The organism is Streptomyces sp. NPDC005302, from assembly GCF_040607345.1.
Lineage (GTDB): Bacteria > Actinomycetota > Actinomycetes > Streptomycetales > Streptomycetaceae > Streptomyces.
In genome coordinates this window covers 73,556-95,347 of record NZ_JBEXGN010000020.1, presented here as the reverse complement: position 1 = coordinate 95,347, position 21,792 = coordinate 73,556, and the positions used below count along the sequence as shown (strand labels likewise).

The 21,792-nt window shown below is 72.1% G+C and carries 19 protein-coding genes; 11 read left to right on the top strand and 8 right to left on the bottom strand.

Features of this window, described 5'->3' with window-relative positions; translation table 11 throughout:
• The 5 genes from ABZT74_RS26430 to ABZT74_RS26410 all read left to right on the top strand — a co-directional run bounded on the left by ABZT74_RS26430 (nt 1) and on the right by ABZT74_RS26410 (nt 7,292).
• Entirely contained in the window at nt 1-447 is a 447-nt protein-coding gene (locus tag ABZT74_RS26430; protein WP_356438649.1) for a hypothetical protein, read from the top strand.
• 363 nt (nt 448-810) lie between these two features.
• Nucleotides 811-1,629, top strand: coding sequence for a glycosyltransferase family 2 protein (locus ABZT74_RS26425; protein WP_355874499.1), 819 nt, complete (start codon nt 811-813; stop codon nt 1,627-1,629).
• Nucleotides 1,626-2,639, top strand: coding sequence for a glycosyltransferase family 2 protein (locus tag ABZT74_RS26420; protein ID WP_355874501.1), 1,014 nt, complete (start codon nt 1,626-1,628; stop codon nt 2,637-2,639). Before ABZT74_RS26425 ends, ABZT74_RS26420 begins: the two co-directional genes overlap by 4 nt.
• Complete coding sequence (locus ABZT74_RS26415) at nt 2,636-3,433, top strand: polysaccharide deacetylase family protein (RefSeq protein ID WP_355874503.1); 798 nt, start codon at nt 2,636-2,638, stop codon at nt 3,431-3,433. The genes ABZT74_RS26420 and ABZT74_RS26415 overlap by 4 nt, the downstream gene beginning before the upstream one ends.
• On the top strand, nt 3,426-7,292 hold the full coding sequence (locus ABZT74_RS26410) for a lipopolysaccharide biosynthesis protein (protein ID WP_356438646.1): 3,867 nt from the start codon (nt 3,426-3,428) through the stop codon (nt 7,290-7,292). Before ABZT74_RS26415 ends, ABZT74_RS26410 begins: the two co-directional genes overlap by 8 nt.
• Before the next feature lie 166 nt (nt 7,293-7,458).
• Here the strand turns inward: ABZT74_RS26410 and ABZT74_RS26405 are convergent, their stop codons facing one another.
• Nucleotides 7,459-8,886, bottom strand: coding sequence for a xylan 1,4-beta-xylosidase (locus ABZT74_RS26405; RefSeq protein ID WP_356177227.1), 1,428 nt, complete (start codon nt 8,884-8,886; stop codon nt 7,459-7,461).
• A gap of 165 nt (nt 8,887-9,051) precedes the next feature.
• Here ABZT74_RS26405 and ABZT74_RS26400 point away from each other — a divergent pair, with 165 nt between their 5' ends.
• The gene (locus ABZT74_RS26400) at nt 9,052-10,146 is read left to right on the top strand and encodes a DUF5925 domain-containing protein (protein WP_355874508.1); all 1,095 of its coding nucleotides are present in this window, start codon (nt 9,052-9,054) and stop codon (nt 10,144-10,146) included.
• Nucleotides 10,147-10,183: 37 nt separating this feature from the next.
• Here ABZT74_RS26400 and ABZT74_RS26395 read toward each other — a convergent pair whose 3' ends face one another.
• On the bottom strand, nt 10,184-10,558 hold the full coding sequence (locus ABZT74_RS26395) for a GntR family transcriptional regulator (protein ID WP_355874510.1): 375 nt from the start codon (nt 10,556-10,558) through the stop codon (nt 10,184-10,186).
• Between the two features lie 71 nt (nt 10,559-10,629).
• On the opposite strand from ABZT74_RS26395, the gene ABZT74_RS26390 reads away from it, so the two are divergent.
• Together ABZT74_RS26390 and ABZT74_RS26385 are read left to right on the top strand one after the other, a co-directional pair.
• The gene (locus ABZT74_RS26390) at nt 10,630-11,568 is read left to right on the top strand and encodes a GNAT family N-acetyltransferase (protein WP_356177199.1); all 939 of its coding nucleotides are present in this window, start codon (nt 10,630-10,632) and stop codon (nt 11,566-11,568) included.
• On the top strand, nt 11,540-12,040 hold the full coding sequence (locus ABZT74_RS26385; RefSeq protein ID WP_356177200.1) for a DUF402 domain-containing protein: 501 nt from the start codon (nt 11,540-11,542) through the stop codon (nt 12,038-12,040). The genes ABZT74_RS26390 and ABZT74_RS26385 overlap by 29 nt, the downstream gene beginning before the upstream one ends.
• A gap of 225 nt (nt 12,041-12,265) precedes the next feature.
• Here the strand turns inward: ABZT74_RS26385 and ABZT74_RS26380 are convergent, their stop codons facing one another.
• Nucleotides 12,266-12,898, bottom strand: coding sequence for a class I SAM-dependent methyltransferase (locus tag ABZT74_RS26380; RefSeq protein WP_356177201.1), 633 nt, complete (start codon nt 12,896-12,898; stop codon nt 12,266-12,268).
• A gap of 169 nt (nt 12,899-13,067) precedes the next feature.
• On the opposite strand from ABZT74_RS26380, the gene ABZT74_RS26375 reads away from it, so the two are divergent.
• Nucleotides 13,068-13,202, top strand: a complete 135-nt coding sequence (locus ABZT74_RS26375; RefSeq protein WP_351429693.1) for a hypothetical protein — start codon at nt 13,068-13,070, stop codon at nt 13,200-13,202.
• A gap of 29 nt (nt 13,203-13,231) precedes the next feature.
• On the opposite strand, the gene ABZT74_RS26370 is transcribed toward ABZT74_RS26375, so the two are convergent.
• Nucleotides 13,232-13,723, bottom strand: coding sequence for a GNAT family N-acetyltransferase (locus ABZT74_RS26370; RefSeq protein WP_356177228.1), 492 nt, complete (start codon nt 13,721-13,723; stop codon nt 13,232-13,234).
• Between the two features lie 254 nt (nt 13,724-13,977).
• Here ABZT74_RS26370 and ABZT74_RS26365 point away from each other — a divergent pair, with 254 nt between their 5' ends.
• Nucleotides 13,978-15,006: a lytic polysaccharide monooxygenase gene (locus ABZT74_RS26365; protein WP_356177202.1), complete on the top strand. Its 1,029-nt coding sequence runs from the start codon at nt 13,978-13,980 to the stop codon at nt 15,004-15,006.
• A 70-nt stretch (nt 15,007-15,076) separates the two neighbouring features.
• On the opposite strand, the gene ABZT74_RS26360 is transcribed toward ABZT74_RS26365, so the two are convergent.
• Both ABZT74_RS26360 and ABZT74_RS26355 read right to left on the bottom strand, forming a co-directional pair.
• Nucleotides 15,077-15,937, bottom strand: coding sequence for an alpha/beta fold hydrolase (locus ABZT74_RS26360; protein ID WP_356438643.1), 861 nt, complete (start codon nt 15,935-15,937; stop codon nt 15,077-15,079).
• Between the two features lie 172 nt (nt 15,938-16,109).
• Complete coding sequence (locus tag ABZT74_RS26355) at nt 16,110-16,556, bottom strand: MarR family transcriptional regulator (protein ID WP_355874527.1); 447 nt, start codon at nt 16,554-16,556, stop codon at nt 16,110-16,112.
• Nucleotides 16,557-16,747: 191 nt separating this feature from the next.
• Here ABZT74_RS26355 and ABZT74_RS26350 point away from each other — a divergent pair, with 191 nt between their 5' ends.
• Entirely contained in the window at nt 16,748-17,146 is a 399-nt protein-coding gene (locus ABZT74_RS26350; RefSeq protein WP_356177204.1) for a cupin domain-containing protein, read from the top strand.
• Between the two features lie 12 nt (nt 17,147-17,158).
• On the opposite strand, the gene ABZT74_RS26345 is transcribed toward ABZT74_RS26350, so the two are convergent.
• Both ABZT74_RS26345 and dnaE read right to left on the bottom strand, forming a co-directional pair.
• Nucleotides 17,159-18,133: a hypothetical protein gene (locus ABZT74_RS26345; protein WP_356177205.1), complete on the bottom strand. Its 975-nt coding sequence runs from the start codon at nt 18,131-18,133 to the stop codon at nt 17,159-17,161.
• Entirely contained in the window at nt 18,130-21,708 is a 3,579-nt protein-coding gene (gene dnaE / locus ABZT74_RS26340) for a DNA polymerase III subunit alpha (protein WP_356177206.1), read from the bottom strand. The genes ABZT74_RS26345 and dnaE overlap by 4 nt, the downstream gene beginning before the upstream one ends.
• Nucleotides 21,709-21,792 lie beyond the last annotated feature (84 nt).

The following is a 21,792-nucleotide window of genomic DNA, read 5'->3' as shown; positions in this document are numbered from 1 at the left end:
ATGCAGACCTTACGGATCAAGGCATCCTCATCCGACACCACGAAGGGGCCGCGGCGGCGCCCGGGGAGGGACCTGCTGCCGCTGCTCGCGGGCGGCGCGACCACGGTGGGGGCCGTGGGCGCGTTCCTCGCGCTCGCCGACGCGGGCTCACCGCTGCGCGGGCCGTTCACGCTCTTCTTCCTGCTCGCCGCGCCGTCGGCCGCGATCGGGGCCGCGCTGCGCGGGCTCGATCCGTTCGGCCGCGTCCTCACGTCCGTCGCCGGCGCCGTGGTCCTGAACATGCTGGTGGCCCAGGGCATGCTCGCCGTGCACCGCTGGTCGGTGCCCGGCGGCATCATCGCCGTGGCGGCGCTCAGTTCACTGATTCTGCTGCTCACACTGGTGCGCCGACGGCGCACCCAAGGACCCTCAAACGGATGGGGAAAATCCGTTCGAGGTACAAGGTAACGGTCAAACCAACAAAAAGGTGAGGCCTCGTTCCAGGTCTTGCCATACAGACGCATTCGTCAATACCGTCGTACATCTCACCCGCATCGGTCCATCATCAGCGGCTCCAGGGGAGGGCTCAGGACCGCGATGGAAGCCGGCGCGGGGCGCGGTTGGGGGGTGCCGTTCTCGGTGACCAGACGTATGCCGAGTCGGGCCGCGCGGCCTGCTCCTCAGTTCGGAGCCGGCAAGCTTTGCCAGCTCACCCGGCATGGACGGAGAGCCATTCCGGCATGCCGTCAGTGAGTAACCCCCCTTTCGAACCGGACAAAGAGACGGACCGCCCAGGGGCGGGCGGTCCACCGGACGAGAGGGACCAGACTCATGAGCTCAGTCCTGCGCCCAGCCATCACGGGCGACCATCCGTCAACGGCCGCGAACTACCGGCCGATCTCCTCTCACCTGGCCATCGCGCCACCGGTGAGTGTCGTGATTCCCGCCATGAATGAGGCGGAGAATCTCCCGTACGTCTTCAAGACGCTGCCGTCCTGGATCCACGAAGTGGTCCTCGTGGACGGCAACTCCACCGACAACACCGTCGAGGTCGCACGGGAGCTGTGGCCGGACGTCAAGGTCGTCAAGCAGCTCGGCAGGGGCAAGGGCGACGCGCTGATCACCGGGTTCGCGGCGTGCACCGGCGACATCATCGTCATGGTCGACGCGGACGGCTCGGCCGACGGCCACGAGATCGTCTCGTACGTCTCCGCGCTGGTGTCCGGGGCGGACTTCGCCAAGGGCTCGCGGTTCGCCAACGGCGGCGGCACGTCCGACATGACGCCGATCCGCAAGCTCGGCAACCGTGTGCTCTGCGCGACCGTCAACGCCAAGTTCGGCGCCCGCTACACCGATCTCTGCTACGGCTACAACGCGTTCTGGCGGCACTGCCTCGACAAGATCGAACTCGACTGCACCGGCTTCGAGGTCGAGACCCTGATGAACATCCGGGTCGTCAAGGCCGGCCTCAAGGTGCAGGAGATACCCAGCCACGAGTACCTCCGCATCCACGGCGCGAGCAACCTGCGCGCCGTGCGGGACGGGATCCGGGTGCTCAAGGTGATTCTCAAGGAGCGGTCCAACCGGCGTGCGCTGCGCCGGACACCGCACGCCCACCAGCTCGACTCGGGCCGGGGAGAGGTGTCTTGAGCACGCGGGACATCTCCGTGGTGATCTGCGTGTACACCGAGGACCGCTGGGAGGACATCCTCGCGGCGGTCTCCTCGGTGCGGGCGCAGTCCCTGCCCGCCCTGGAGACACTGCTGGTCGTCGACCACAACGTCGTTCTGCTGGAGCGGCTGGCCGGGGAGTACAAGGAGACCGAAGGGGTGCGGGTGCTCGCCAACGCGGGTCCCCGCGGTCTGTCCGCCGGACGCAACACGGGGATCGCCGCCTCGCACGGCCCGGTCATCGCCTTCCTCGACGACGACGCCGTCGCCGAGCGGGACTGGCTGCGGCACTTCGCCGAGGGCTACGCCGACCCGCGGGTGATGGCCGTCGGCGGGCGCACGATGCCCGTCTGGGCGTCGGGCCGGCGGCCGGCCTGGTTCCCCGAGGAGTTCGACTGGGTGGTGGGCTGCACGTACAGGGGCCTGCCGCCGGGCCGGGTCCGGGTCCGCAACGTCCTCGGCGGCAACGCCTCCTTCCGCCGTACGGCGTTCGACGCGGCGGGCGGCTTCGCGACCGGGATCGGCCGCGACGGCGACAAGCGTCCGCTGGGCTGCGAGGAGACGGAGCTGTGCATCCGGCTCACCCGTGCCCGGCCGGACGCCGTCCTGCTGATCGACGACCGTGCCGTCATCCACCACCGGGTGCCCGCCGCCCGCGAGCGCTTCGGCTACTTCCGCACCCGCGCCTACGCCGAGGGTCTCTCCAAGGCCCTGGTCGCCCGCAGTGTGGGCGCGGGCAAGGGACTGGAGTCGGAACGCCGCTACACCACCCGGGTGCTGCCCGTCGGCGTGCTGCGCGGGCTGCGCGACGCCGCCTTCGCCCGTCCCGGCGGCGCCGGGCGCGCGGGCGCGATCGTCGCCGGGGTACTGACGGCGGCCGGCGGGTATGTCGCGGGGAGCGTCCGGGCCCGCCGGAGCGGCGCCGTCTTCTCGGTCGTCCCCGTCGCGGCGGTCGAGGAGGCGGCGGACGACGAGGGGGCGGCGGCATGAACGGACCGGTACCGATCCTGATGTACCACTCGGTCGCGCGGACGCCGAACGACGCGACCCGGGCGCTGTCCGTCGCGCCCGAGGCGTTCGCCGAGCAGATGGCGCTGCTCGACGACCGCGGGTTCACACCCGTCGGCACCGCCCGGCTGGCGGCTTCCTGGCGCTCGGGCGTCCCGCTGCCCGCGCGTCCGGTCCTGATCACCTTCGACGACGGCTACGAGGGCGTGCACCGGCACGCCCTGCCCGCCCTCGCCAAGTACGGCTTCGCCTCCACCCTCTTCGTCTCCACGGGGTGGATCAGGGGCGCGTACGACACCGGGGGCGGCCTCGACACCATGCTCGACTGGGACCAGGTGCGCGAACTCGCCGGGGATCAGGTGGAGATCGGCGGCCACAGCCACACCCATCCGCAGCTCGACCAGATCACGGACGACGCGCTCCGGTTCGAGCTGCGGCACTGCCGGGAGATCATCGCCGGCGAACTGGGGTCGCCTCCCGTCTCGTTCGCGTACCCGTACGGCTACTCCAGCGCACGGGTGCGCCGTTCGGTGCGTGCGGCGGGGTTCGCCCAGTCGCTCGCCGTCGGCAACGGTCTCGCCCGCCGCCGCCAGGGCCCGTACGCCCTGCAACGCGTCACCGTGCGCCGCACGACCGGTATCGAGGAGTTCGAGCGGCTGGTCGAGGGCCGTTCGATCGCCCGCACCTTCGCCCGGGACCGCGCCCTCACCAAGGGGTACGCCATGGTCCGAAGAGCACGACAGGTCCGCCGGAAGGCCATCCGTTCCCGTGTCTGACACGACCACCACAGCCCAGGCCTCGACCACATCGCCCGAGGCACCCGAGCAGCGGCCGGGCCGCCGCCTCCGTCTGCCCGGCACTGGCCGCAAGGGCGGCGGAGGCGGCAGCCCGCTGTTCCGCAACGCCTACGCCCTGATGCTCAACACCGGGATCTCCGCGGTGCTGGGCCTCGGGTACTGGCTGATCGCCGCCCGCTACTACACCGAGTCCGCCGTCGGCCAGGGCTCCGCTGCCATCGCCGCGATGAAGCTCCTCGCGGGTGTCACCGCGGTGACACTGACCGGCGCCCTCGCCCGCTTCATCCCCGTCGCCGGACGCGCCACCGCCCGGCTCATCTTCCGCACGTACGCGGGCAGTTCGGTGGTCGTGGCGTTCGCCGCCGGGATCTTCCTGCTCACCCTCGACCTGTGGGGCCCCTCGTACCGCTTCCTGCACGGCCCGCTCCACGGCGTGTTCTTCGTGCTCGCGGTGGTCGCCTGGTCGGTGCTGACACTGCAGGACGGGGTACTGACGGGGCTGCGCAGCGCGCTGTGGGTGCCGGTGGGAAACACCGTGTTCTCCGCGGTGAAGCTGGCCCTGCTGATCGGCCTCGCCGCCGCGATCCCCACCTCGGGCGTCTTCGTCTCCTGGGTCGCGGCGATCGCCCTGTCGGTGGTGCCGCTCGGGATCCTGGTGTTCCGCCGGCTGGTCCCCCGGCACGTGAAGGCGACGGAGAACCACACCCGGCCGCCCTCCCTCAAGGAGATCGGCCGGTTCCTCGCCGGTGACTACACCGGGTCGCTGTTCTCGCTCGCCGTGGTCTATCTCGTCCCGGTGATCGTCGCCTCGCAGGTCAGCTCCACCGACAACGCGTACTTCTACATCACGACGACCATAGGCGGCACGGTCAACCTGCTCGCCATCAACATGGGCGCCTCGCTGACGGTGGAGGGGTCGCACGATCCGGCGCGGCTCGCCGCCAACACCCGGGCCGCGCTCCGGCGCATGGCCAGGATCATGCTGCCGGTGTGCGGGCTGCTGTTCCTCGGCGCGCCGTACATCCTGCACGTCTTCGGCGCCGGGTACGCGCACGCGGCGACCCCGCTGCTGCGCTGGTTCGCCGTCGGCGCGCTGCTGCGGGTGGTCATGGAGACCTACTTCGCCGTGCTGCGCGCGCAGAGCCGCACCTCAGGACTCGCCTATCTGCAGGGCCTGTTGTGCCTTCTGGTGCTCGGCCTCACGGTGATCCTGCTGCCCCGGATGGGTCTGACGGGCGCTGGAGTCGCGGAGATCTCCAGCCTCGCGGTGATCGTGACGATCGCCGCCCCCATGCTGTTCAGGATCGTGCGGACCGCGCCGGCCGCCGAACCGCCACAGGACGCGGCGCCGGACGGGGACCTCGCCGACCTGGGTGCCGGCGACGTCGCCGCGTCGCGAGAGCCGAAGCGGGGCCCCGCCCGGGCCCTCGACTCGGACACTCTGGCCCTCGGCCTGCACATCGACCTCGACCACCTGGAACGCCGGCCGGACGTACGCCCCGGGCCGGGCACGCCGCCGACCGGCACCCCCGCGGTGCGCGCCGGGAGGGGTGCGGAGCGCCGCCCCGCGTGGGCGCAGCGGCAGCCGGCCGTGGGGCTGCCCGTGGAGGCTCGGGAGCCGGGTTCGGAGGCCTCGTTGGGTCCGGTGGAGGTGCCGGAGGTCGACGCCCCGTTCGAGACGGAGGGGCCCGGCGGTGCCGCGTCCGGGGTGCGGGCCGCTTCCGTGGAGGGCGCGTCGGCGGCGGAACCGGTCGCGGCGGACAGGACCGCGGAGGACCGGCAGCCACCGGACGGCCCTTCGTCGTCCTGGCGTGAGCGCGTCCTGCGTCCGTCGAGACCCGGTGTCGTCCTCGGCTTCCTGCTGATCTCGGCGCTGCTTCTCTACTGGGTCCCCGCGTTCGGCCTCGACGACGACTCGCTGACGGCCATGGGCGGCCTGGGCCTGGTCTCGGTGCTCCCGCTGCCGACGCTGATCGGCGCGGCCCTGCTGGTCACGGTGTTCAGCTCGCTGCTCTGGATGAAACGCGAGCACCGGGGTCTGCTGCTGGTCACGCTGCTCGCCACGGTGGTGTCGCTGCACGCGCTCCCGGCGGTCATCGAGACCGAGCCGCGGTTCGCGACCGCCTGGCAGCATCTCGGCTTCCTCGACTACATCGACCGCACGGGGTCCGCCGTGCCGGACCTGGACGCCCGCTGGAGCTGGCCGGGCTTCTTCGCGGTGGCCGCGTTCGTCGCGAAGGCGTGCGGGGTCTCCGACCTGTCCGAGGTCATCCGCTGGTGGCCGATGACGATCCAACTCCTCTATCTGGCGCCGATGTTCCTGCTGGTCCGGTCGATGCGGGCGAGCTGGCGCGCCAAGTGGACGGGCATCTGGTTCTTCACGCTGTGCGGCTGGGTGGGCCAGGACTACTTCTCGCCGCAGGGCTTCACGTATCTGCTGTACCTGGTGTTCGTGGCGATCCTGCTCGTGTGGTTCCGGGCACCACGCGTGGTGTGGACGAAGCGGCGGCCGGGCGAGGCGGAGGTCGAGCCGACGGACCGGCGCCAGCAGGCCGTGCTGCTGATGGTCCTGATCGGGCTGTTCGCGGCCACCGTGCCAGCGCACCAGCTCACCCCGTTCGTGATGCTGGGCGTTCTCGCGGTCCTCGTCCTCGTCGGCCGTTCCGAACTGCGCGGTCTGCCCATCCTGTTCGCCGTCGTGGTCGCCGCCTGGATCGGATTCATGGCCGAGCCGTACTGGTCGGGCCACTTCGACGACCTGTTCGGGGGCGTCGGGGGCGTCGGCAGCAACGTGTCGACGTCGGTCTCCGGCCGTATCCAAGGCGGCAGTTCGACGCACAAGCTGGTGCTGTACACGCGGGTGCTGCTCGCCGGCGGCATGATGGCCTTCGCCTGCTGGGGCTGGTGGCGACGGCGCGAGCACCGGTACCGCGAGCGGTCGCTGCTGGTGCTGACCTTCGTCCCGTTCCTCGGCTTCGGCATGCAGTCCTACGGCGGCGAGATGGCGCTGCGGGTCTTCATGTTCGCCGTGCCGGGTGCCGCCCTGCTCGCCGGACTCGCCCTGTTCCCGCGTACCGGTGTCACCGCGAAGGAGCGGGAGAAGGACCGGCTGAGTCTCGCCCCGGTCGCCGCGCTGATGGCGGGCCTGCTCCTCATGGGCGGCTTCCTGGTGGCCCGTTGGGGCAACGAGTCGTTCGAGCGGATCCGGCCGGGCGAGGTCACGGCCATGAACTACGTGTACGCGCACGACGATCCGACGGCCCGGCTGCTGTGGCTGAGCAACGACACGGTCGACAACGTGACGCCCGCGATGCCCTGGGGCGCCAGGGACATGGAGAAGGTGAGTTACGTTCCCACGCTCGCGCCCGCCGACCCGGTGCTGGTGTCCGGGCTCGTCAAGGCGCTCAAGGACGCGGGCCCGAACTCGTACCTGATGATCAATCGCAGCCAGGTGGTCTACCTCCAGTTGGACGTGGGCTATTCGGCGACGTGGGAGTCGCGGCTGATCACGAACCTCGACGAGCGGCCGGAGCTGAGGAAGGTCCTGGCCAACGACGACGTCACGATGTACGCGCTGCGCGAGCGGCCGGAGGGCGCCGTCCCGCGGGCCGAGCCGGGACCGATCGGACCGCAGGTGACGTGGACGCCGTGGTCGGTCGTCGGCGGCCTCGCTGCGATCGCGCTCATCGTGCTGCTCACGGCGCGGGAGGCCGTGCGCGTGGCGGTGCGGCCCGGTGTGCGGCAACTGCGGTGGATCCAGAGCAGCTTCTGGTTCTCCCTGCCGCTGCTGGCGGTCCTGCTGGCATCACTGGTGCAGCGGTTTTTGACGATGAAGTAGGAGCCCGGGAGCGGTGCGTGCGGGTGAGCCCGGGAGCGGTGCGTGCGGGTGAGCCCGGGAGCGGTGCGTGCGGGTGAGCCCGGGAGCGGTGCGTGCGGGTGAGGCGGCCCGGCCGGTACGCCGGCCCGGCCACCTCCGCACGTCCCGGTGCCGTCGCCCCGCCCGGTCAGCGGCTGAGCCACTTCACCGCGTAGGCGCCCAGCTCGAACCGCTTCCCGTCGACCTTCGCGCTGATCGGCCGGTCCAGCGTGTTGACGACGAGGACGGTCCGGTCGGTGGCGAGGACCCGTACGTTCGGCACGTCGTCGGCGGCGACGGACACCTTCTCGTAGGCCGTGCCCGGCGGGAACGCCTTGCCGAAGCGGGAGATCAGGTCGTACATGGGCAGGTCCCTGCCGCCCCCGGCGGTGTCGGTCGGGGTCCACAGGCAGCCGGGGCAGCGGGCGCCCTTCTCCTTCTCCGGGTTCCAGTAGAAGCCGGAGGAGGCTCCGCCCCTGACCATCGAGATCATCCCGCTCGCCTGGACCGCGACGCGGCGGGCCTCGGACCAGCCCTTGCGTTCGTCCTTGGAGTCGGCCGGTTCGACGTAGTACTCGGCCCACCACAGCGGCAGTCCGTGCGTCTGGGCGCGCAGCCATCTGCCGACGGCCGTGAACTTGTCGGTGGCCCCGAACTCGTCGGGCAGCGTCTCGTCGTCGTTGGTGTAGCTGGAGCCGTCCACGACGACGAAGTCGGCACCCACCTTGTGCTCGTTCCAGTAGGTGAAGGCGTCGAGGACCCGCTGGTCCATGGCGCCCCAGGTCCCCTTCACCGTCGTGGACGCGTCCTGCGTCTGGCGCGGGTCGAAGCTGTCCATGACCAGGTAGGGACCGCCCACCATGATGTCCTTGTCGACCTTCTTCAGCGCCTTGTACACGAGGTTGTAGAGCTTGGTGTAGCCCTCGTAGTCCCAGCGGGCCTCGCTGTCGTTCCAGAAGCCCTTGAACTCGTTCCAGACGATGAAGTGGCGTACGTCGGGGTAGCGCCGCGCGACCGTCGCGGCGAGGGCGGCGTAGTCCGCGTAGTGCGACGGCTCGGGTGCCGTCTCCAGTGAGGCCTGACTCCAGTCCGTCCGGTCCGCCCCGGACTTGCCGCCCTTCATCCAGTCCGGGGAGCAGCACAGGGTCACGACCGGGGTGCCGCCGGACCTGCGGACGAAGTCGATGCGGCTGTCCATCTCGGAGAAGTCGTAACGCCCCTCGGCCGGTTCGGGGTTGCCCGCTCCCCAGCCCATGATGTGCTGGTTCTGCGGCAGCGACACCTCGTCACGGCCCAGCAGTCCCTCGACCCGCTCGGTGGCCGCGTCGTCGCCCTCGTCGGCGCTGTACTGGGTGTGGGTGAACCCCCAACCCACGTCGGGGCGGGGCGTCTGGGGCGGGGTGACCGGCGTGCCGTGCACCTTGTCCCCGTCGCGGGTCGTGCCCGCGGTGCTCCCGCCGTCCCCCGGCAGGGTGTTGAGCAGTGTCACGACCAGGGCGAGTACGGCCGCGCCCACGCCGAGCAGCGCGGTCAGGCGCCACCGTCGTTCCCCCGAATTCCACCCATGACGTCCCATCATGGGCAACAGTAACGGGGGGAATCGGGCGCGCGACAGGTCTGCCGCCGTACAGCCCTGTAACAGGATGGAAGGGATGCACCGGAAGGGCGGGCCCCACGCGACACACGCGACGCACTGCGGAAACCGGGTGCGGGGGACGCCCACGTGACGGATCATGGCGGCATGTCTGCGAACCCACACGACGCTCTGCCGATCAGGCTCAACGTCGACGACAGCGACTCGCCGTCGGACGTCGTCGACGCGCTGTTCCTCGGTCGCTTCGCGACGGGCGAGCAGCCGCACTCGCACGCCGCGAACATCGACCGTGTACGGTCCGGAGCCACCCTGCTCCCGCCGGGCGCCCGGGTGCTGCGCTCCGCGCGGGACGACGACCGCAGCGCGACCCTCGCCGAGGGGGACGGCTGGACCCTTCTGGTGTCCCGCTGGAACAGAGGCGCGGACGTCACCGTGACCGCGACCACGGTCGAGCTGGCCGAGAAGGTGCTGAACCAGGCGACGGACGGCGCCGCGGACGAGCCGGAGCCGCAGCCGGAGAACGTGACGATGGGGTTCTGGTACGTGTCGCCGCGCCGCGGCCCGCACCGCACGACCCGGCAGATCTCCGCCGGCACGTGGGAGGAGGTCCGCGCCAACTACACGGCGCCGGTCGCGGACGCGATGGACGGCCTGATGAAGACGACGCCCGAGGACATCGCGGGCCGCCTCCTGCTCCTGCACGGCCCGCCCGGCACGGGCAAGACCTCCGCCCTGCGCACGCTGGCCCGTTCCTGGCGCGACTGGTGCCAGGTGGACTGTGTGCTGGACCCCGAGCGGCTCTTCTCCGACGTCGGCTATCTGATGGACATCGCGATCGGCGAGGAGGACGGCACGGGCAAGGGACGCTGGCGGCTGCTCCTCCTGGAGGACTGCGACGAACTGATCCGCGGCGAGGCGAAGCACACGGCGGGCCAGGCCCTGTCCCGGCTGCTCAACCTCACCGACGGCCTCCTCGGCCAGGGGCGCAACGTCCTGGTGGGCGTCACGACGAACGAGGACCTGGAGCGTCTTCACCCAGCGGTCGTCCGCCCCGGCCGCTGCCTCGCCCGGATCGAGGTCGGACCGCTGACCCGCCGGGAGTCGGTCGGCTGGCTGGGCACCGAGGAGGGCGTCCCGCGGGAGGGCGCGACCCTCGCCGAGCTGTACGCGCTGCGCCGCGGCACGACGCCGACATCGGTCCCGGACCAGCGCGAGGGCGCGGACGCGGGGCTGTACCTGTAGGCGTGGGGGTTCCGGCGCCCAGGGTGCTCCGGGTGTTCTAGGAGTTCTCCTCGAACGCCGCGCGCAGGGCGTCCCGTACGGCGGCCAGCGCGGCGGTCTCGGTCAGCCCGAGGCGGTGCGCCCGGTCGGCGTAGGCCTGCGCGGCCGACGCCGCCTCGCGCGCCGCGGCGTCCCCGGCGGCGGCCACGAACGTCCCGTTGCGGCCGCGCGTCTCGATCACCCCGTCCGACTCGAGGGCCCGGTAGGCCTTGGCGACGGTGTTGGCCGCGAGGCCGAGCGACTCGGCCAGCCCCCGCACCGTGGGCAGTCTGTGGCCGACCGGCAGCGCGCCGGACCTGGCCTGCTCGGAAATCTGGGCGCGCACCTGCTCGTACGGCGCGGCCCCCTCTGCGATGTGGATCTTCAGGGTCACCCGGCGATTGTCCCGCACGCCGGGAAAAATGAGAGGCATCCGCACGCGGCCTCCCCGTAGCGTGCGCTGCCATGACACTGATCGTCCGTGAGGTGCGTCGCGGGGACCCGGTGGACGCCGCGAGTTTCGCGCGTATCCGTCACGAGGCTCTCCCCTTCATGCTCTTCACCCCGCAGTCCATCGCCTACGACGTCGAGCACGCCCATCCCGACGCGCACTACCAGCCGTTGCTGGCCCTGGAGGACGGCGAACCGGTCGGCACGGCGCAGGTGGGCCTCGTGCACGACAGCCCCGAGCCCGGCCAGGGCTACGTCAACGTCTATGTTCACCCGGAGCACACGGGCCGCGGTGCGGGTTCGCTGCTGGTGCGCTCCGCGGAGGAGCGGCTCGCCGCCCTGGGCGCGACCCGGCTGTTCGCCTGGGTGCTGGACACCCCGGCGAACCGCGCCTTCGCGGAGGGGCGGGGCTATGACTCGGCCCGCTCCGCGCACTTCCTCCGCCTCGACCTGGCGAACGGCACCCTGCCGCCGCTCCAGTCCCCGCCCCCCGGCGTCGAGTTGCGCACGGGGGCGGACTTCGCGGACGACCCGCGCCCGTTGTTCACCCTGGACGCGGAGACGCTCCTCGACGAACCCAGCGACGTCGAGCGGGAGTTCACGGACTACGAGGCCTGGCTGGAGGAGACCTGGCATCATCCGCTCCTCGACCACGGGCTGACGTCCGTCGCCCTGGTGGACGGCCGCCCGGCGGCGTTCAGCGCGGCACGCACCGACGGGGGCTCCCGCTACGGCACCGTGATGACGGGCACCGCCCGTGCCTTCCGGGGCCGCGGTCTGGCCAAACTCGCCAAGAACCACTCCCTGCACCGCGCCCGCGCGGCCGGCTACCGGGAGGCGTTCACCGGCAACGACACCGGCAACGGGCCGATGCTCGCGATCAACAAGTGGTTCGGCTACGAGGTGTGCGCCACGGAGGTGAAGTATGTCCACGAACTCGGCGGGAACGCCTGACACGGTGGAGATCGTGCTCGTCAAGGCGGGCCGCACGAAGATCAGTTACCCGGCGGAGCTGCTCGCCGACGACGGGACGCGGGTCGTGGTGCGTGCCCCGTGGGCGGGCGACACCACCCGGGACTTCGGCTTCGTGCGGTTCGAGAGGGGCGACGTCTTCACCGAGTACTACTGGCGGGACCGGTGGTACTCGGTGAAGGAGGTCCGGGACGCCGCGGGTGTGCGGAAGGGCTGGTACTGCGACGTCACGCGGCCCGCCACCGTCTCCGAGGGACGGCTGGTGGTCGAGGATCTCGACCTGGACCTGTGGCGCTCGGCCGACGGCGCGGACGTTCTGCGGCTGGACGAGGACGAGTTCGCGGAGAGCGGCCTGGCGACCACTGACCCGGCGGCCGCGGCGGCCGCCGAGAAGGCCCTGGACCATCTCGAACACCTGGCCCGCGAGGGCGGTTTCGAAGCACTGCTGGAGTAGGCGGGCTTCCTTGGGCACGGGCCTCTTGAGGGGCCCGGACCGGCAGTTCCCGGTACCGGACCCGTGATGTCCGGGCCGTGCCACGCGAGGTCCCGAAAGGGGCCTCGCCCGGCGCCGGCGTTCGGCGTTCGGCGTTCGGCGTTCGGCGTTCGGCGTTCGGCGTTCGGCACGACTGTCTGCCGGACGCGGGTCCTCCGGGCGGCGCCGGGCGGCAGCTGCCCGGGGTCAGAAGGTGGCCACCACGGCGAACCTCTCGTCGTCGACCTCGTGCCCCCACAGCCGTGCGTCGCCCGACAGCGGCTCCACGCGCAGCGCGGCCCCCTCCCCCGCCTCGGCCACCAGCGGCCGGAGCAGGGCGGTCAGCCGGTCCGCGGACAGACCGACCGGGTGCACCGTGCCCCAGACGCCCTCGACGAGGACGAGCCGGCCGCCGGGGCGCAGGAGCCCCCGCCAGTGCCGCAGCACGCGCCCGGGGGCGGGCAGGGTCCAGAGCACGTGACGGCAGAAGAGCACGTCGTACCGCTGCTCGCCGACGGGGGGCGCCGCCGCGTCACCGACGAGGAACGCCGCGTCACGGCCGGCCAGCTTGGCTCTGGCGAGGTCGATCATGCGGGGCGAGAGATCCACCCCGGTGACCCGGTGTCCCTCCTCGGAGGCGAGGAGGGACAGGCTGCCCGTGCCGCAGCCCACGTCGAGCAGATCTCCCGGCCGGTCCGGCAGCCAGGTCCGCAGCCGGGCCGCCCAGGCCTCGCGGACCGCCGGGTCGCGCAGGCCGTGGTCGGGCTCCTCGTCGAACGTGGCGGACTCCGCGTCCCAGTCGACGCCCGCCCCCGGATTCGTCACGCTGTCGCTCACCATGCGTCCCATCCTGGCAGCGGCCACTGACAATCCGGCGGACCCGCCGTGGCGGCCGGACCGGGGTGGAACGTGACCGGCGCCACAGACAGATCGCCACCGATGAGGAACTCTCCCCCGAAAGGTCTACCTCCGTACACCCTCGGGATCCGGTAGACGCTAGGAGGCAGCCATGCGCCGTGCGACCGTGCAGAAGCCCCTGAGGAAGCCGGACTCCCGCCGTGTACGGGACGAGGCCGAGGAACGTCCGGCCGCACGCCCGGAGATCCGCAAGGACATCGCGCGCACCTGGTGGCCGGACGGCTGAGCCGCCTCGCCGGTCCCGCGCGGCCTCCGTCAGCCGAGCCGCTTGCGGTAGTGGACGCGGTCGTAGGGCCCGTCCACACGCCGCTCGACGACCTCGTACCCGAGCTTCGGGTAGATCTCCTGGTTCTCCCACATCATCGCGTTCGTGTAGAGCCTGACCTCGTCCAGGCCGAGGACGCGCGCGTAGGCGTCGACGAACCGCAGCAGTCGTCCCCCGACGCCCCGGCCGTGGGCGTCGGGCCGCACGGCGACGATGTCGAGGTACAGGTGGTCCGGTCGCTCCTCGACGACCACGAGCCCGGTCACCGGCTCGCCCGTGACGAACACCCGGCCGGCCGCGACGCCGGCGGCGTGGTCCGCCTCCATGGGCGCGGGCACGACCCCGATGCGCTCCACGTACGGCTCGAAGGCGGCGTCGATCACGGCTCGCACGGCGGGCACGTCACCGGCGCCGGCACGCCGCACCCCGAACGCCGCAAGCCGCTCATCGCGCCCTCCGGGCTCCCCCGACTCCACGGGCATCTCCGTCATACCCCGCACGCTACCCACAGGCCGCCGGTCCTGCGGCGCCCCGATGCGCCGACGACCCCCGGGGCTCGTTCCTGAGCCCCCCGTTAGCCCCGCCTTAACGGCGCCATAAGGATCCCCATCACCCGTTCCCAGCAGGCGATTTCACGGATTCCTCGGGCTAGTTTCTGATCACCCCCCACGGGACCCCCGCACGAACGGCGTGCGGGGTTCGCCCCACGCATCAGGATCGCCCGAGGAGTTCCCTCATGTCTGCACGCCGCAAGGCCGCCGCCGTCGCCGCCGTCGGCATCACCCCGCTCGCCCTGTCCGCGCTGGCCGCCGCGCCCGCGTCGGCGCACGGCACGATGGGGGACCCGGTGAGCCGGGTGTCCCAGTGCTACGCGGAGGGTCCGGAGAGCCCGAAGTCGGCGGCCTGCAAGGCGGCGGTCGCCGTGGGCGGCACGCAGGCGCTCTACGACTGGAACGGCATCCGTATCGGTGACGCGAACGGACAGCACCAGGCGCTGATCCCGGACGGCAAGCTGTGCAGCGCCGACAGCGAGGAGTTCAAGGGGCTCGACCTGGCGCGCGCCGACTGGCCGACGACAAGTGTGAGCAGCGGCGCGTACACCTTCAGGTACCGGGTGACGGCTCAGCACAAGGGCACCTTCAAGGTCTACATCACGAAGTCCGGCTACGACCCGTCCAAGCCGCTGGCCTGGGCCGATCTCGACCTCGCGCACCCCGTCGCGACGGCCACCGATCCGACCGCCTCGAACGGCTTCTACAGCTTCTCCGGCACGCTCCCGGCGCGTTCGGGCAAGCAGCTCCTGTACGCCGTCTGGCAGCGTTCGGACAGCCCGGAGGCCTTCTACTCGTGTTCCGACGTGGCGTTCGGCGGCACCGGTGACGGCACCGGCGCGGGCGGCGGCACCACTCCGGCGCCGACCGCCTCCGCTCCCTCCGACGAGCAGATCGCGGACGGCAGCGACAAGTCGACGGTGGAGCACCACGGTCACGGGGACGACGACGCCAGTACGTCGGCCGAGCCGACCGCGAGCGCGAAGGCGGCCGGTGTCGCCGAGGACACGGAGGCCACCCCGGACGCCGCTGACGCCGCGGCGAACCGGCCGGAGGCCGCCGGAACCTCCGACGGCCTCGCCGAGACGGGCGGCGATTCCAGCACCGCGTACATCGCGATCGGCGGTGCCGCCGTCCTGGCGCTCGGCGCCGCGACGCTGTTCGCGTCGGTGCGACGCCGGGCGACCCCGGGCGGCGGCCGGCACGGCCGCTAGGACAGGTCCCAGGACACTGGACTCCGGGGGCTGACCGGCGGCTCAGGCCGGTCAGCCCCCGGCTGTGTGCTCAGCTGAACACGGACGCGCAGGTGGTGGCGGAGGCGTGCGCGGGGTCGAGGGCGTTCGCGACCTCGTGGTAGGCGATCCGGTCGATGATCCCGATGGCCACGTGCTCGGACAGGTCGAGGCCGCACAGGTTCTGCAGCAGGACGTTGTGGACGTCGGATCCGCTCAGGAACTGCGAGTTGTACGGCGTGACCACCTCGTCGTACTTGGTGGCGATGACGGTGTAGTGCACGCCGGGGACGGTGTCACCGCCCGCGTTGAGCTTGGTCAGGAACGCGGAACCGGCGACCTGGTCGGCGAGTCCGGGAGTCGCCGACGACAGCAGGTCCTCGGCGCCGGGGAAGTACGGGAGCAGGTTGGCCAGGCCGCTCAGGGTCGTGCCGTGGTTGTCGGGGGCGATACCGACGAGGGCGTTCACCTTGGCGGCTCCGCCGAGGAACTTGAGGTAGTAGCGGGGCATCATGCCGCCCTGCGAGTGGCCCACCAGGTCGGCCTTGGCGGCGCCGGTGGAGGCGAGCACCTTGTCGACGAAGACCTGAAGCTGCGCGGCCGACTTGTCGATGGGGCCGAGGCCGTTGAAGAAGGGGACGCCGGCGAGCTGGCCGTAGTCGAGGGAGAAGACGCAGTACCCGCGGCTGGTCAGGTAGGGGGCGAGGGCCAGCCAGTTGTCGACGGAGTTCCCGAACGTGCCGTGGACGAGGACGACGGGGCGGGGATGTGCGGCGGACGGCTTGCAGGAGTAGTTGTTCCAGCCACTGCTGGGAGCGGAGTCGGCCTGGGCCGTGGCGGCGGGGACGACCGCGACGGCGGCGGCCAGGAGCAGGGCGGCCAGGGGTCTGAGCACTCGGTTCCAGGGCAGCATCGTGTGATCTCCTTGCGGCTCAAGGGAGTTGCGACGGCGTACGCCCTGTGATCCGGATCACGAGGATGCTGTTCACTCGTCAAGTTACGAGCGAGTAGCCCACGTGTGAAGTTACGCGTCAGTAAAAACTTTCAGTGATAACCAGTTGGGGATGTCGCGGTCTTTCGAACCGTCACCAGGCGGGCCTGATGGGACCGTAGGGCGCGATGCGCAGCAGACGCGTATACAACGCGCGCATGTCACCCTCACCGAGCAGTTCGCCCCACCCCCGGACGGCGTCCGCCGCGGCCTCTTCCGCCGCACGGGTGCACTCCCGCCCCCGCTCGGTCAGCAGGACCAGCCGGGCGCGGGCGTCCTCGGGGTGCGGCCGGCGCTCGACGTACCCCTTGCGGACCAGCTCGTCGACGAGCTGGCTGGCGGCCTGCTTGGTGACCCCGAGATGGGTGGCGAGGTCGGTGACCGTCGCGCCGTCCGCCGACAGGCGGGCGAAGGCGAAGCCGTGGGCGGGCCGCACGTCCTGGAATCCGCGGGCCACCACACCCTCGTTGATACGGCGGGTCAGCTCGCCGGCGGTGGCGAGCAGGGCGGCTGACAGGGCCATGGCCTCGGAGTTCTGCACGCAGGCATTGAAACACCCTTGACGAATCAGTCAAGCAGCTTGACTATGAAGACAGCGCACATAGTCAAGCAGCTTGACCATATGCCGTACCTGCCCGGCCGTACGGGCCGGGGCAGGCCTCGCCGGTCCCGCGCTCCGTCCGGGCCCGGCGCCGACCCCGATCCCCACCGATCCGACACAGGAGGCACTCCGTGCCCGTCGTCCGTTCTTCCGAAGCCGTCGTCCACGAGATCCACGGCGGCCGGTTCGTCTCGTACGCCACCCCGCGCAGCGGGAGCAAGGAGCTGTGCGCCTGGCGCACGGAGATCCCCGCGGGGCTCCGGGCCCCCGTGCACACCGTCGACCGCGAGGAGATCTTCCACCTCCTCACCGGCGACCTGCTGATCACGCTCGACGGCAGGACCGAGCAGGTCACCGCGGGCGACACCGTGATCGTCAACCCGGGCACCGCGCTCGGCATCGAGAACACCTCCGGGCAGCCGGCGACCGCCTGGGTCACCACCTCCGTCGGACTGCGGGCGGAACTGGCCGACGGCTCGGTCCTCACCCCGCCCTGGGCCAACCAGGACCCGGAGCAGGGCCGTTCGTGACGTTTCAGGGCGTCACGCGGCCAGCGTCCCGGGTCCGATCACGTGCGCGCCGAATTTCGCCCGTGCCCGGTCCGCGACCTCCTCGATGCGGCGGACCTTCTCGTCCACCGGGTCGAAGGTCAGCTGGTGGGAGGCCTGTTCGGCGGATGTGAGCCCCTCGGCGCGCAGCGCGATCGCGCGGACCCGGGCACGCTGGAGGCCGAGCGCCTCGTACATGCGGTACGCGGTGTCGGTCAGGGTCGAGGAGTGCGCTGTCGGCTCCCCGAGGGTGCGGCTGCGGGTGGTCGCGGAGCGGTCGGCGTAGCGCACGGTGAGGGTCAGGGTGCGGCAGACCTTCTCCAGGGCGCGCAGCCGTGCGCCGATCTCCCCGGCCGCGGAGAGCAGCGCCCGGCGATGCCGGTCGGCGTCCAACTCGTCGTGCTGGAAGGGCCTTTCGGTGGCGAGGGAGCGGGAGGCGGCGTTCGGTACCACCCGGCCGCGGTCGACTCCGGAGGCCTTCTCGTGCAGTTCGCGGCCCGCCCGGGCGCCGGTGAGGCGCTGGAGTGTGGACAGGGGCGCGGCCGCGACCTTGCCGAGGGTGTCGAGGCCGTACTCGCACAGGGTGCGGGCGGTGGCGCCGCCGACGCCGGGCAGCGCGGTGACGGGCCGGACGGCGAGGAACTCCGTGACGGCGTCCGGATCCGCGGGCACCACCCGGGGCGCTCCGGGTGCGGCGTCGCGCAGCGCCATCCGCGCGAGCATCGGTCCGGGACCGGCGCCGATCACGCAGTCGACGCCGTGCAGGGCGAGTGCCCGGACCCGGATCAGCGAGGCGAACTCGACGGGGCCACGGCCGAAGTACCGCTCGGCGCCGCGCAGGTCGAGCAGCGCTCCGTCGGGCGGCAGCGCCTCGATGACGGGTGTGAACTCCTCCAGTAACCCGAGGAGTCGGGGCAGGGCGTCCTCGTGCGTCGGAGGCAGCTGGAAACGTACACAGAGGATGGTCATCCCGCACTCCCCGGACTCTGGTGCCACAACTTCTTTCCTCCCGCGGGCCCTTCGCCCGCGGGGCGCAGATCGGCCCAGGGGTGCATCTCGTACCCCGTGGACATCCGGATCGTCCGGCCCCCGGCCGGACCTCCGTCGCCCGGCGCGCCGGGCGTTCCCGGCTGCCGGGACTCCCCCGGCTCCTCCCGTCCGCCCGGCGTCCTCGGCGCGGGCTCGGCCAGGCGCGCGGCCACCACGTCGAGGCCGCCCCCGGCGCGCAGTTCGGCCAGTTCGGCGAGGTTCCAGGCGGTGGCGCCCACCACGCTGAGGCTGCGCGGGCCGCGGCGCTGCACCACGCCACGGACGAGCAGCAGCCAGGAGTGGAAGACGGTGTGGGCGCAGGCGTCGTGGGAGTCGTCGAAGAAGGCGAGGTCGACCAGGCCCGTCCCGTCGTCCAGCGTGCTGAAGATGACCCGCTTGCCGGAGCGGATCGGCGGGGTCTGGGTGGCCGCCTTGGCGCCGGCCACCAGGACCGTCTCGCCGTGCCGCGCCGAGCGCAGCCGGCGTGCCGTGAGCACGCCCAACTCGTCCAGGAACGAACGGTGGTCGTCCATCAGGTTGCGGGAGGCGTCCATCGAGAGCACGCCGAGTTCGGCGCTCAGCCGCTCCGCCGGGGACAGGTCGGGCAGCCCGGCCGGGGCGGTGTTCCGTCCGCCGGACAGCGGGAGTTGGCCGCCGCGCACTCCCCGGGAGCCGCGGTGCAGTTCGGTCAGGTGCAGTTGCAGGTCGCGGCGGTTGGCGCCGAACGCGTCCAGCGCGCCCACCTGCGCGAGCCGCTGGGCGAGCGGCCGGCTCGGCCGGGCCCGTTCCCAGAAGTCGAGCAGCGAGGCGTACGGCCGGCCGGCCGCGATCCGCTCCCCCTCGGCCTCGCTGATGCCGTGCACGTCGGACAGTGCCAGCCGGACGCCCCAGCGACCGACGGCGGCGGAACCCGGACCGGGGCCGGAGTCCGAGCCGGGACCGACCGGGTCCTGGCCGGCACCGGGGCCGGAGTCCGAGCCGAGGCCGGAGTCCGACTCACCGGATTCAGACACCAGTTCGATCTGATGAGCGACCGCCGACCGGTTCACGTCCAGCGGCAGGATCGGCACCCCGCGCCGCCGCGCGTCCGCCAGCAGCAGCCGCTTCGGGTACATCCCGGGGTCGTGCGTGAGCAACCCGGCGTAGAAGGCGGCCGGGTGATGGGCCTTCAGCCACGCCGACTGGTACGTCGGGACGGCGAACGCGACCGCGTGCGCCTTGCAGAAGCCGTACGAGCCGAAGGCCTCGATGATCTCCCAGGTGCGCGCGACGGTCTCGGCGTCGTACCCCTTCGCGGTCGCGTGCTGGGCGAACCAGAACCGGATCCGCCCCTGCGACTCGGGATCGGAGAGCCCCCGGCGCACCCGGTCCGCCTCGTCGCGTCCGCAGCCGGTCATGATGTCGACGATGTCGATGATCTGCTCGTGGAAGACGACGACTCCGTACGTCTCCTTCAGCGGCCCCTCCAGGTCCTCGTGCGGATAGCGGACCGGCGCCCTGCCGTGCCGCGCCTCGATGAACGGCCGCACCATGTCGGCGGCGACCGGCCCCGGGCGGAAGAGCGAGATGTCGACGACGAGGTCGTGGAAGGTCGCGGGCTGCAGACGTCCGACCAGGTCCCGCTGGCCCGGCGACTCGATCTGGAAACACCCCAGGGTCTCGGTGGACTGGACGAGCCGGTACGTCGCCGGGTCGCCCGGCGGTGCCGCGTCGATGTCCGGCCGGTCCCCCGTCGCCCGCTCCACCTCGGCCACCGCGTGCGCCATCGCCGACTGCATCCGCACCCCCAGCACGTCGAGCTTGAGCAGCCCGAGGTCCTCGACGTCCTCCTTGTCGAACTGCGACATGGGCAGGCCCTCGCCGCTGGTCGGCATGACCGGCGTACGGGCGAGCAGCGAGGCGTCGGAGAGGAGCACCCCGCACGGGTGCATGGCGATGCCGCGCGGGAGGGCGTCGAGGGATTCGACCAGGTCCCACAGCCTGCCGTACCGCTCCTTCTCCCCTGCCAGCTCGCGCAGTTCGGGGAGTTCGGCCATGGCCGCGCGGGCGTCGCGGGCCCGGATGTGCGGGAATGCCTTGGCGATCCGGTCGATCTCGGCCGGATCCAGGGAGAGGGCGGCGCCGACGTCACGGACGGCGTGCCGGACCCGGTAGGTCTCGGGCATGGAGACGGTCGCGACCCGCTCGGTGCCGAACCGGCCGATGATCGCGCGGTACACCTCCAGCCGGCGCGCGGACTCCACGTCGATGTCGATGTCGGGCAGCACCGGGCGGCGCTTGGACAGGAAGCGCTCCATGAGCAGTCCGTGCTCGACGGGATCGGCGTGCGCGATACCGAGGAGGTGGTTGACCAGGGAGCCCGCCCCGGACCCGCGCGCGGCGACCCGGATACCCATCTCCCGTACGTCGTCCACCACCTGAGCGACCGTCAGGAAGTAGGAGGCGAAGTTGTGGTGGGCGATGATGTCCAGCTCGTGGTGCATCCGCTCCCAGTAGGCGTGCCGTCCCGCGTAGCCGCGCAGCACCATGCCGGCCGCCGCCCGGGAGGCCAGGACGCGCTGGGCGGTGCGCCGGTCCGCGCCGACGAGACGCGGTTCCGGGAAGTGGACGCTGCCGATGCCGAGGTCGTCCGCGGGGTCGACACGGCAGGCCGCGGCGGTGTCCGCCGTCTGTTCGAGCAGCCGGTGCGCGGTGTCGCGGCGGAAGCCGGCCGCCTCGACGATCCGTTCGGCGGCGCCCAGCATGGCGGCCCCGTCCTTCAGCCAGGCCTCGCCGGAGTCGAGCTCGCGCCGGGGGTCGACGGGGACGAGCCGGCGGGCGGCGTCCAGGACGTCGGCGACCGGCCCGAGGCCGGGGTCGGCGTAGCGGACGGCGTTGCTGAGCACGGGACGCACCCGCTGTTCGGCGGCGAAGCCGACCGTGCGGGCGGCGAGGCGCAGGGAGCCGGGCCCGGTGCCCTGGCGACCGTGCCAGACGGCCTCCAGACGCAGTGCGTCGCCGTAGATCTCCCGCCAGGGCACGAGCAGTTCGGCCGCGCGGTCGGGGCGGCCCGCGGCGAGCGCGCGGCCGACGTCGGAGGCGGGGCCGAGCAGCACGGTCAGGCCGTCGCCGTGGTTGTCCGGCCAGGGCAGCAGCGGGGGGCCGCTCCGCCCGGCGTCGGCATGCGTCGCCGTAACGATTCTGCAGAGGTCGGCCCAGCCGGCCGCGCCGTCCCGGGCGAGAAAGGTCACGCGGGGTGCCGACTCGTCGACGAAGGCCCCGCCGCGCACCGGGGTGCGCCGCCGCTCCCTCCGTACGGGCTCCCCCACCGCCAGGTCGACGCCGAACAGCGGACGGACGCCCGCCTTCGCGCAGGCCTTGGCGAACCGGACGGAGCCCGCGAGGCCGTCCCGGTCGGTGAGCGCGAGGGCGTCCATGCCCCGCTCGGAGGCGCGCGCGGCGAGACGCTCCGGGTGCGAGGCCCCGTACCGCAGGGAGAATCCGGAGGCGGTGCGCAGATGCGTGAATCCCGGCACGCACACCTCCCGACCTGTGAGTCCCTGCGGACTTTCGAACACTAGTTCCCAACTACCTCGTCTCCACCATAGACCAATTTTCGA